The 10,714-nt window shown below is 62.5% G+C and carries 13 protein-coding genes; 6 read left to right on the top strand and 7 right to left on the bottom strand.

The genetic code is table 11. The annotated features are described in order from the left end of the window. Positions 1–12: 12 nt before the first annotated feature. Positions 13–624 (bottom strand): DUF2155 domain-containing protein, encoded by a 612-nt coding sequence (locus FJ948_RS28480; protein WP_140710363.1) that lies wholly within the window; start codon positions 622–624, stop codon positions 13–15. Between the two features lie 138 nt (positions 625–762). Continuing rightward, a complete protein-coding gene (locus FJ948_RS28485; RefSeq protein ID WP_140710365.1) occupies positions 763–1,161 on the bottom strand; it encodes an NADH:ubiquinone oxidoreductase subunit NDUFA12 in 399 nt (132 codons plus the stop codon). Between the two features lie 242 nt (positions 1,162–1,403). On the opposite strand from FJ948_RS28485, the gene panB reads away from it, so the two are divergent. After that, positions 1,404–2,246, top strand: coding sequence for a 3-methyl-2-oxobutanoate hydroxymethyltransferase (panB, locus tag FJ948_RS28490; RefSeq protein WP_140710377.1), 843 nt, complete (start codon positions 1,404–1,406; stop codon positions 2,244–2,246). Continuing rightward, on the top strand, positions 2,243–3,094 hold the full coding sequence (panC, locus tag FJ948_RS28495) for a pantoate--beta-alanine ligase (protein WP_140710379.1): 852 nt from the start codon (positions 2,243–2,245) through the stop codon (positions 3,092–3,094). Before panB ends, panC begins: the two co-directional genes overlap by 4 nt. 131 nt (positions 3,095–3,225) lie before the next feature. On the opposite strand, the gene FJ948_RS28500 is transcribed toward panC, so the two are convergent. From FJ948_RS28500 to gatB, 3 genes are all read right to left on the bottom strand, one after another. Further along, positions 3,226–3,924 (bottom strand): AIM24 family protein, encoded by a 699-nt coding sequence (locus FJ948_RS28500; RefSeq protein ID WP_027057088.1) that lies wholly within the window; start codon positions 3,922–3,924, stop codon positions 3,226–3,228. 151 nt (positions 3,925–4,075) lie between these two features. Beyond that, a complete protein-coding gene (locus FJ948_RS28505) occupies positions 4,076–4,570 on the bottom strand; it encodes a GNAT family N-acetyltransferase (protein WP_140710381.1) in 495 nt (164 codons plus the stop codon). 4 nt (positions 4,571–4,574) lie between these two features. Then, on the bottom strand, positions 4,575–6,074 hold the full coding sequence (gene gatB, locus FJ948_RS28510; RefSeq protein WP_140710383.1) for an Asp-tRNA(Asn)/Glu-tRNA(Gln) amidotransferase subunit GatB: 1,500 nt from the start codon (positions 6,072–6,074) through the stop codon (positions 4,575–4,577). A gap of 279 nt (positions 6,075–6,353) precedes the next feature. Here gatB and FJ948_RS28520 point away from each other — a divergent pair, with 279 nt between their 5' ends. Beyond that, positions 6,354–6,611, top strand: a complete 258-nt coding sequence (locus FJ948_RS28520) for a YjhX family toxin (RefSeq protein ID WP_140710385.1) — start codon at positions 6,354–6,356, stop codon at positions 6,609–6,611. A gap of 48 nt (positions 6,612–6,659) precedes the next feature. On the opposite strand, the gene FJ948_RS28525 is transcribed toward FJ948_RS28520, so the two are convergent. Both FJ948_RS28525 and FJ948_RS28530 read right to left on the bottom strand, forming a co-directional pair. Beyond that, positions 6,660–7,091, bottom strand: a complete 432-nt coding sequence (locus FJ948_RS28525) for a CBS domain-containing protein (protein WP_140710387.1) — start codon at positions 7,089–7,091, stop codon at positions 6,660–6,662. Positions 7,092–7,178: 87 nt separating this feature from the next. Next, positions 7,179–7,934: a rhomboid family intramembrane serine protease gene (locus FJ948_RS28530; protein ID WP_140710389.1), complete on the bottom strand. Its 756-nt coding sequence runs from the start codon at positions 7,932–7,934 to the stop codon at positions 7,179–7,181. A 448-nt stretch (positions 7,935–8,382) separates the two neighbouring features. On the opposite strand from FJ948_RS28530, the gene FJ948_RS28535 reads away from it, so the two are divergent. The 3 genes from FJ948_RS28535 (at position 8,383) to FJ948_RS28545 (ending at position 10,642) form a co-directional block, all read left to right on the top strand. After that, positions 8,383–9,018 (top strand): PAS domain-containing protein, encoded by a 636-nt coding sequence (locus FJ948_RS28535; protein ID WP_140710391.1) that lies wholly within the window; start codon positions 8,383–8,385, stop codon positions 9,016–9,018. Between the two features lie 115 nt (positions 9,019–9,133). Continuing rightward, a complete protein-coding gene (locus FJ948_RS28540; RefSeq protein ID WP_095204357.1) occupies positions 9,134–9,751 on the top strand; it encodes a PilZ domain-containing protein in 618 nt (205 codons plus the stop codon). 282 nt (positions 9,752–10,033) lie between these two features. Beyond that, the gene (locus tag FJ948_RS28545; RefSeq protein WP_140710392.1) at positions 10,034–10,642 is read left to right on the top strand and encodes a transglutaminase-like cysteine peptidase; all 609 of its coding nucleotides are present in this window, start codon (positions 10,034–10,036) and stop codon (positions 10,640–10,642) included. Positions 10,643–10,714 lie beyond the last annotated feature (72 nt).

Genomic DNA, 10,714 nt, shown 5'->3' on the forward strand with positions numbered 1-10,714 from the left:
GGTTCCAACGGATCAGTTGGTGGTCGTGGTATCCGATTCCACTGCGTCGTCGGGCTCTGCTGCGTCGGGAGTGGCCGCGGGCTTCGGCCTGGCCGAGGCGGGCTTGGGCGCGGCTGGCTTCGAGGCGTCGACTTTCGCCCCTTCGGCCTTGGTCGCGTCGCTGTTGCCAGCATCGGGCGCCGGCACATCCGACTTCTGCTTGCATTCCTTCAGCCAGACGTCATAGACGGCGTGCTCGACGGCGTTGAGACCAGGGCTTTCGGCGAACATCCAGCCGGTGAAGATGCGGCGGATCTTGCGGTCGAGCGTGATCTCGTCGACCTCGACGAAGGAATCGGTCTTCGGCTCTTCATTCTGCGGCCGGGAATAGCAGACGCGCGGCGTCACCTGCAGCGCGCCGAACTGCACAGTCTCGTCGATATAAACATCGAAGGTGATGATGCGGCCGGTGATCTTGTCGATGCCGGCGAACTCGGCGACCGGGTTGGTGATGCGGTCCGATCCCGCGGGCGGCGCCGGCGCCGGCGCGGCGGGCGCAGGCGACGCCGCAAAGGCGGCGGTGCCGACGGCGAGGCTGGCGGCTAGCGTCAGACCGCCCGTCGATATCAGGTTGAAAAAGCTCATGCAGGGGTACCGGTGGTTCGCGCCTAGGTGATTCCGTCGATCGCCAAGGCTAGTCGCCGTTTTCTGATCAGCAAGCAGCTAAACACCAATTGTGGCGATAAAGGACCGGCCTGCACCTTACCGTTATAAGCCGCGCCGTTACGAGCCCGGTGTCCAGGCGTCATAGTCGCCGGTGACCTGCGGGCGGTGTTGGTTGGTCAGCACCGAGCCCTTCGGGCGATAGGCCGAGGGCGTGCCGGTCAGATTGGGCAGATGCGGCTTTTGCCAGTCGCGCGGCTGGTAGTCATCGCTGGGGGGAGCGACATCGACACGGTGATGAATCCAGCCGTGCCAGCCCGGCGGGATGGCCGATGCTTCCGAATAGTTGCGGTAGATGACCCAGCGGCGCGTACGGCCTTCCGAATCGATGCCGCCTTCGTAGTAGACATTGCCGGTCTCGTCCTGGCCGACCCTCTTGCCGTAGCGCCAGGTGTGCAGGCGCGTTCCCAGCGTCTGGCTGTTCCACCAGGTGAAAAACTGCGTCAGGAAAGTCTTCATCTCAGAACCCTCGCGCTGGCGGCGCCCGTTTCCTGCTTATGGCGTCAGGCCTTCGCGAAGGCAAGGGTTTTGCCACGGGAGCGCACAAATGGCGCGCCAGGGATCCGACACAAGCCTGTGATCCCTGGCCTGTGATCCCCCGGGGTGGCTGGATGCGCGCTTGCCAAGCCTCGCCGCTCTTTCTAAAGCTCTGCGCGCCCATGCGGAAGTCCACTCCAGCGGCGGGCTGAAGGAGGCGACGATTGGCCACGCAATTGCCGACCACCGACATTCGCATCGGCGCCGACATGATTCGCCGCCGCAAGGGCGGCACGCCGATCGTCTGCCTTACCGCTTACACCTATCCCATCGCCCGCCTGCTCGATCCTCATGTCGACCTGCTCCTGGTCGGCGACAGCGTTGCCATGGTCCTGCATGGCCACGGGACCACGCTGGGCGCCTCGCTGGAGATGATGATCGCGCACGGCCAGGCCGTGATGCGGGGCTCGGCCAGGGCCTGCGTCGTCGTCGACATGCCGGCCGGCACCTATGAGGATTCGGCCGCGCGGGCAGTGGCCTCGGCGCGGCGCATCATTGGCGAGACCGGCTGCCAGGCAGTGAAACTCGAGGGCGGTGTCGATGTGGCCGTGCAGATCGCGGCGATCGTCGCCGCCGGCATCCCGGTCATGGGTCATATCGGCCTGCAGCCGCAATCGGTGGAAAAGGACGGTGGCTACAAGATCAAGGGCCGCACGGACGAGAATATCGCCGCCCTGCTGGCCGACGCGCTCGCGGTCGAGCAGGCCGGTGCGTTTTCCCTGGTCATCGAAGGCACGATCGAGACGGTCGCCGCCGACATCACCCACCGCATCGCCATTCCAGCCATCGGCATCGGCGCCAGCAGCGAGTGCGACGGCCAGATCCTGGTCATCGACGACATGGTCGGGCTGACCGTCGACCGCGTGCCGAAATTCGTCAAGCAATACGCCGATCTGCGCAGCGTGATCGCGCATGCCGCCGAGCGCTACGCATTGGAGGTGCGGGACCGCGAATTCCCCGGCCGTGCCCATGTCTTTTCGAAAACAAGTGGCGGGGATGAAGCATGAGCCGGCCCGTCGTCGTCGACAGCGTTGCAGCACTTCGCGCGCGTATCCGTGAGTGGCGGCGCGATGGGCTGCGCATCGCCATGGTGCCGACCATGGGCGCCTTGCATGACGGGCATCTTTCGCTGGTCAAGATCGCCCTCGAAAGAGCCGATCGATGCGTGGTGTCGATCTTCGTCAACCCGACGCAGTTCGCGCCGAGCGAGGATCTCGACAAGTATCCGCGCCAGTTGGCGCGCGACCTCGACATGCTCGCGACAGCCAAGGCCGATCTTGCCTTCACGCCTGATGTCGGCGAGATGTATGCGGCTGGTTTTGCCACGAAAATCTCGGTCGGCGGCCCGTCAGCCGGGCTCGAAACGGACTTTCGCCCGACTTTTTTCGACGGCGTCGCCACCGTGGTCGCCAAGCTTCTCCTGCAGGCGGCCCCCGACGTCGCCATCTTTGGCGAAAAGGATTACCAGCAGCTTTGCGTCGTCAGGCAGCTTTGCCGCGACCTCGACCTGCCCGTCGAGATCATCGGCGCGCCGACCATACGCGACGCGCATGGGCTGGCCATGTCGTCACGCAACGCCTATCTCGATGAAGCCGAACTCCAGATCGCCCGCCAGTTCAACCTCATCCTGCGCAAGGCGGCGGCGGCGCTGGCGGCGGGCGCGGGTAAAGAGGAAACGATCGCCGAAGCAAGCCGCGCCCTGATCGCCGCCGGCTTCCAGAAGGTCGATTATGTCGAGGCCCGCGAAAGCCTGACACTGGCACCATGGCGGCACGACCGCGCGGGCCGCGTTCTCGCCGCCGCATGGCTGGGAAAAACCAGGCTGATCGACAATGTGGGTGTTCCGGCCGCCTGATCGGCGCTCGTGCGTTCGATCACGGTTTGCAGGTTCGACACTGCCAAGGCGCAGGGGAAACCTAACCGGAGATAAGTCCCGCCGCGTTCGCGCTGGCACAGGCTTTCATCCGTCCGGTTCTGCCTCCGAGCCTACTCCTCGGTCGGCATATGCAGGTACATCGACTGGATGCCGACCCTGCCCGGCCCGGTGAAGCGGTTGACGATGAAGTTCATATTGGCACCGAAGAAGCCGCTCGACAGCCGGTCGATCTTGGTTTCCATCCTGACCGAGGCATCCTTGAACAGCCAGCCGCCGGGCTCGATGTCGATGGTTTCGCCAGCGGCGAGCGTCTTTTCAAAAACATTGCCATAACCATGCAGCCAGACGATGCCGTCCCCGGCGTCGCCGCGAAACCGGTCGATGAAGAAGCCGCTCTGCCCGAACAGCATCGTCGCCAGGCCGCGCACGCGCTCGAACGTGTAGTCGACATTGCCGGTGGCAGCCAGAAACTGGTGCTCGCGCACCTGAATCTCCTCGCCCCGCCGCAGGTGGATCGGCACGATGTGACCCGGTCCGTCGCGGCTGAAGGCGATGATGCCCGCCCCCGACGCTTCGGTGACGAAGATCTGCATGCCGGCCATCATGCGCTTCAGCGCACCCTTCAGCGATTTCAGGCCGATGGTGATCGTGGAATTCTTCCACAGCAGGATATGGTGCTCGAAATAGACAGGCATCCGCGTCACGTCGACGGAGAGCACGGGCACCAGTTCGCCCGCTATGTGATAGGTGACGCCACCAAAGGTTTCGTCCGACACCTGCGTCGGCATCAGTTCCGGCAAGCTTGGCATGGTTTCCCCCAAAGCCATCCCGTGCGTGTCGGTTTATTCCGGCTTCGCACGGATTGGCCCAGGCAGCTTTGGTGCCGGAGATCAGGGCCGTCAAACGAAAACAGAGCCCGGGACGCGCACTCGCGCGAAGGTGATCACGTCCCGACGGGGCTCAGGCGGCAAGGATCCGTTCATAGATCAGCGCCGGGATGGCCGAGCCGGCGGAGCCGCAATTCTCGGTGCGGCCTGCCTGGACGAAGCCATTGGCCTGATAGAAGGCGACCGCGCGCGAGTTCTTCTCTTCCACTTCGAGCCTAATCCTGTGGGCTTCCGGAAAACTCTCGATGATTTCGTCGAGCAGCATGCCGCCGATACCTCGGCCCTGCAGCGCGGGAAGCACATAGAGCTGCCTGAGCATAACCACGCCGCCGTCACCGACGGCCTCGGCAAACGCCATGCCGCCGATGCGCTTGCCGTCATCGGCAACGAGGAACTCGCTGCTCGGCTTGACCAGCCTAGCCTTCAACGAGGCGATGGAGTGCCATTCATTTGTGATCTCGGTGACCCGTTCGGCACCGTAGATCGCGTCATAGGTGGCATGCCAGGTCTCGACCAGCAGCGCCCGGACGGCTGCGAGGTCGCGATCCCCGGCGGTGCGCACGAACATGCCCCTACTCGATACCCAGCTTGGCCTTGACGAGGTCGTTGACGGCCTGCGGATTGGCCTTGCCGCCGGTCGCCTTCATCACCTGGCCGACGAACCAGCCGGCCATGGTCGGCTTGGCGCGCGCCTGTTCGACCTTGTCGGGGTTGGCCGCGATGACCTCGTCGACCGCTTTTTCGATGGCACCGGTGTCGGTGACCTGCTTCATGCCGCGGCTCTCGACGAGCTGGCGCGGATCGCCGCCCTCGTTCCAGACGATCTCGAACAGGTCCTTGGCAATTTTGCCGGAGATGGTGCCGTCCTTGATCAGGTCGATGATCGCTCCCAGCTGTTCGGGCGAAACCGGAGCATCTTCAATGTCCTTGCCGGCCTTGTTCAATTGACCGAGCAGATCGTTGATGACCCAGTTGGCGGCGAGCTTGCCGTCACGGCCGGCAGCCACCTTCTCGAAATAGTCGGCGATCGACTTTTCCGACACCAGGATAGCGGCGTCATAGGTCGAGAGGCCGAGCGAGGTGATCAGCCGCGCCTTCTTGTCGTCGGGCAGTTCCGGCAATTCCTTGGCCAGGGCATCGACATAGGCCTGATCGAATTTCAGCGGCAGAAGATCGGGATCGGGGAAATAGCGATAGTCGTGCGCCTCTTCCTTGGAGCGCATCGAGCGCGTCTCGCCCTTGACGGCATCGAACAGGCGCGTTTCCTGGTCGATCTTGCCGCCATCCTCGAGGATCGCGATCTGCCGGCGCGCCTCGTAGTCGATGGCCTGGCCGATGAAGCGGATCGAGTTCATGTTCTTGATCTCGCAGCGGGTGCCGAACTCGCCACCTGGCCGACGCACCGAGACGTTGACGTCGGCGCGCAGCGAGCCCTCGTCCATGTTGCCGTCGCAGGTGCCGAGATAGCGCATGATGGTGCGCAGCTTGGTCACATAGGCCTTGGCCTCGTCGCCGGAACGCATGTCGGGCTTGGACACGATCTCCATCAGCGCCACGCCCGAACGGTTGAGGTCGACATAGGACATGGTGGGGTGCTGATCGTGGATCGACTTGCCGGCATCCTGCTCCAGGTGCAGGCGCTCGATGCCGACCTCGATGTCCTCGAACTCGCCCTGGCGGTCGGGGCCGACGGAGACGATCACCGTGCCCTCGCCGACGATCGGCTGCTTGAACTGCGAAATCTGATAGCCCTGCGGCAGGTCCGGATAGAAGTAATTCTTCCGATCAAAGACCGACTTGTGGTTGATCGCCGCCTTCAGCCCCAGGCCGGTGCGGATTGCCTGCTTGACGCATTCCTCGTTGATGACGGGCAGCATGCCGGGCATCGCCGCGTCGACTAGGCTGACATTGGCATTGGGAGCCGCGCCGAAAGCGGTCGCCGCGCCGGAGAAGAGTTTTGCTTGCGAGATGACCTGCGCATGCACTTCAAGCCCGATGATGATTTCCCAGTCGCCGGTGGCGCCGGATATCAGGCGTTTTGCGTCGGGCGTGCGGGTATCGATGAGAGACATGGCGGCCTACAGATTGGAACTGCTGAATATGCGCGCACGCATATTTGGTGTCCAACCTCGCTAGTGCAAACCGTTCCGCGAGACAAGCGCAAAGCCGCTGGCTGGCCTTTTGCGCCGCTTTCCCCTATAGGGCATCAATCCCAATGGAGAGTGGATGTCCACTTACGCTCAGTCCCGGTAAGGCCCTGACCTCTCGATGAGGCAGGGCAGAAAACCTGAAACCCCGTGCCGCGAAGCTTCGCGGCGGCGGCATTTTTCGTTTTCCCGGAAACTCTTCACATGGATATTTCGCGCATTGAACAGCGGGTCTTGCACTTGCTCGCGCAAGGCGGACGCATTGAAATCGAAAAGAACGACAACAAACGGATCGCTTCCGTCAAATGCCTGACCCGCGACGGCTGGCATTATCCCGGCGTCGATCTCGACTTGTTCCGAAAGCTGAAACGCAAGAAGGCGGTTTCGTCGTCGGATGGCGGGCCTTACCGCATAACCCGGCGCGGGCTGGAACTCGTCCGCTCCGAACTCGACAACAGGTAGTCTCCTGGCGCCGCCGGCCGGCATTCGGCCGGCGGTTGCTTTCACCGCTCAAGCGGTGGCGATGTAGGCCCGGATTTCCTCGGCCTCGCGCTCGACATCCTCGATCCGGCGCTTGACCACGTCGCCGATGGACACGATCCCGTCCAGCAGGCCGTCTTTTTCCACCGGCAGATGGCGGAAACGACCCCTGGTCATGATCTCCATCACCTCGTTGACGGTGTGGTTCTCATTGCAGATCTTCACCTTCGGCGTCATGGCCGAACGCACCGGGATATCAAGCGCGGCGCCGCCTTCCTTGGCGACCACGCGCACGATGTCGCGCTCCGACAGGATACCAACGATCTTGCGATCGCCATTGGTGATGACCAGCGCGCCGATCCTGTGCTCGGCAAGGATGCGGATGGCTTCGCTCAGTTTTTCGTTCGGCCCGAGCGTCAACACGTCGTGGCCCTTTTGCTCGAGAATGGCCTTAACCGTCATGGCGTCCTCCTCTACTTTGCCAACCGGTTCCTGCCCTGACCGGCTTTCACATAAGAGTGAACATGGTGCGCCGTGATCGGTTGCATTTCAAGTACGCTCGGAGGTCTCCCATTCGGGCGCTTGCCACCCCCTGTCGAACCAGCGCAGGCCGAAGAAGCCCGCGACAAAGCCGCCAATATGGGCCTCCCAGGCGACCTGGCCGTCCACGCCCGGCGCGAAACCGAGGAGACCGGTGGCGAGATTGATGATCATCCACACGGCCAGGAAGATGACGACGCCGCGCAGGCGCAACACGATTGAGATCGGCAGCACCGGACCGGCGAAGCCCGCCTTGCCGGCCAAACGATCGGTGCGGAAGCCGAAACGCGCCGCGGCGCCCATCATGCCCGATATGGCCCCCGATGCGCCAACCAGCGGCGCTTCTCCGTAAGGATGCATCGCCCAGAAGAGCGCCACCGAAGCCAATCCGGTGGCGGCAAAGAACAATGCGAACCGGAGCGCGCCGAGCCGATTGGCCAACGGCGAGCCAAAGGCGGCGAGCCAGACCATGTTGATGGCGATATGGGCAAAGCCGCCATGCATGAAGGCATAGGTGAAAGGCCGCGTGAAAAGAAACCAGTCGAACCCGTATTGGCCGGTGTAGAGGACCGGGATGAAAGCGAAGTTTGAAACGAATGCGTTATCCTGCGCTGGCGTAAGCAGATAGTTTTCAATCAGATAGACGACCGCGCAGATGCCGATCACCGCCAGCACGATCGGCGGCAGGTTGAACACCGGCTCACGCGCCGGCGGCGGCATGGCTTCGGCCGGTTCGGGCTGGGACGGATTTTGCGGTTCGCTCATCTGAAATCGCGCTCGGTGCTCGGTCTGGGGCTGACTAGGCCTGGGGCTGACTAGGTCTGGGGCTGGTTCGGTCTGGCCAGCATCTAGATCACCGCCGATGGAACCGCAAACGGCGAATCGTCCCGCTCCGAATCGCCCGGCGCGAATCAAAAAAGAAGCCGTCCAAGGTTTCCCTTGAACGGCCGGTCGAGCCCCCTGCTCCCCTAAAACTCTTGACTGAAGTGCTGCCGATCGTCGCGAAACGACCGCTTCTGGAGTGGTTTTGGTGTGCCACAGGGCTCGTCACGGCGCAACGTAAACCATTTGTTAACCTTAACGGCCCCGACCCGTGAACAAGTGTTAACGACGCTGGCACGCTTCCTGCTCCGCAACGCATGTAGGTCATCGGAGGGCGCCCTTCTGTTCACCGATGGGACATCAGACGACAGAATGCGCGGAGCTTTTTAGTATGAACCAAAACGGATCGATCACGCTGTTCCACTATTGGAACCGCCTGCGTGACGGACGCCCCGCTCCGAAGCGATCGGAAGTCGAGCCTGCCGATATCAAGTCGCTGCTGGCCGATACGTTCATCCTGGAAAAGGACACGCGTGGGCAGCCTGTATTTCGTCTGGCCGGCACCAGGCTCTGCGCCTGTTACGGGCGCGAACTCAAGGGGTTCTCCTTCCCCTCGCTGTGGCGCGAGAAGGATCAACGGCTGGTTTCGCGCCTGATTCACGGGGTTTTCGACCAGAAATCGGTCGTGCTGATCATTTTCGAGGGCTTCAGCCGCAACGGCCGCTCCAACAAGTTTGAACTTTTGGCCCTGCCGCTCGACGGCGGCATCGAAAATCCGCGTTGCCTCGGCGTGATCAGCGCCGTGGAAAAGCCGTTCTGGCTGGGCGCGGATCCGATCACGGACGCCTTGATCGATTCCATCCGCGTCATCGACCCGGAAAAAGAGCTGCTGGGCAACCGTCCGGCGATCGACGTTCCCTCGCTCGTTCCCGACGAGATCGAGGCTCCCGACACGATCTCGGCGCTTGGCCGGGCGCGCCGAATCCGCCATCTCGTCGTCTTCGACGGCGGGCGCGAGGATAGTTGATGATCCCACGGTCTTGCAGGCTGTTTTTTCCCCTTTGTTAACCCGCTTTGTTGTACTTCTCTGATGAAGTTCCTCGCATCCACGCGCGGGAATGCCAAACGGGGTGTAGTCAGTCATGAGGTCAGCGGCGGTCGACTACGCGCCGTCCCAAGCTGAAAGGCGTAACTTTCAGCGCGTCCGGGTCAAGATATACGGACGATTCATGCTGGAGGACCGCACCGAGCACCCGTGCCAGGTGGTGGACATGTCGCCCGGCAATGTCGCGCTTCGCACCGACCGCATCGGCATGCCCGGCGAAAAAGTCATCGCATATATCGACCATATCGGCCGCATCGAGGGTGTCGTGACACGCACGCTCCAGGACGGCTTCGCCATGACGGTGATCGCATCCGACCGCAAGAAGGACAAGCTCGCGGCGCAGCTGACCTGGCTGGCCAACAAGCACGAGCTCGACCTGCCGGAAGACCGCCGCCACGAGCGCGTCGCGCCTCGCAACCCGACCAGCGTGCTGCAACTCACTGACGGCCGCCAGTATCAGTGCCGGATCATCGATCTGTCGCTGTCGGGCGCCGCGATCGAGATCGACGTCAAACCGGCGATCGGCGTCCAGGTCATGCTCGGCACGATGCGCGGCCAGATCGTGCGGCATTTCGAAGATGGCGTCGCCATCGAATTCGCCGTCATCCAGCGCCCCGAAACGCTCGATTCGGAATTCAACACGCCACGCGCCTGACGGGACCGCGAAGCACGCCCATCAAACCGGCCCGCGCGGCCGGTTTTTGATTCCGGCAGCGGCGATCCATATGCCCTCGGACAAGCAGGTCGTCATAGGCGGAGACGGGTTCGCGCGAGGCCGAGATCGTCGAAATCCAGGCCGCAACCCAAACAATTCAATACTCAAATGACTCAAATTTTATGTTTATTCTACGGACGTTTTACTTAATATCTACTTCGCGCTTTTGCGTCAAATAAATCCAGCCGTGGCAATGTCTCCTTCGAACGGGGAGACTGAATAATGAAAAAAATGAGGGGCAAGCTGTTGCTGATGGCAATGGCGCTGCAGCTTTCCGCCTGGGGATCAGCATATGCCGCGGGACCGGCCTATATGCACACCGGCGGCCGCACCACGCAACCTGTTGGCCACTATGAGTTCTGCCAGCGCATTCCTGGCGAATGCAACGAGAAGACCCCCAAGGGCGCGCCAGTCGATCTGACCCGCAAGCTTTGGGCGACGATCGTCAACATCAACAATTCGGTCAACACCCGCGTCAAGCCGCGCACCGACATGGAAAACTACGGTGTCGAGGAATATTGGTCCTACCCGGACAATGGTTACGGCGATTGCGAGGACTACGCGCTGGAAAAGCGCCGCGAGCTGATGGATGCGGGCGTGCCGGCCGGCGACCTGCTGATGACGGTTGCGCGCCAGCCCAATGGCGACGGCCACGCTGTGCTGACCGTGCGCACCAGCCTCGGCGAGTTCATCCTCGATAACTTGCAAACCAAGGTGCTGGCCTGGACGGACACCGACTACACCTATCTCAAGCGCCAATCGACGGAGAATTCCGGCGTTTGGGTGACGATCAACGACGGCCGTTCCGACGCGGTCGCCAGCGTCCGCTGAGGATGCCAATGAGGTCTGGCGCGTTGTCCTGAAGCGACGCGCCCAACGAGAAACCCGGTCGAGTCCCCACCC

The sequence above is a fragment of the Mesorhizobium sp. B2-3-12 genome, from assembly GCF_006442205.1.
Lineage (GTDB): Bacteria > Pseudomonadota > Alphaproteobacteria > Rhizobiales > Rhizobiaceae > Mesorhizobium.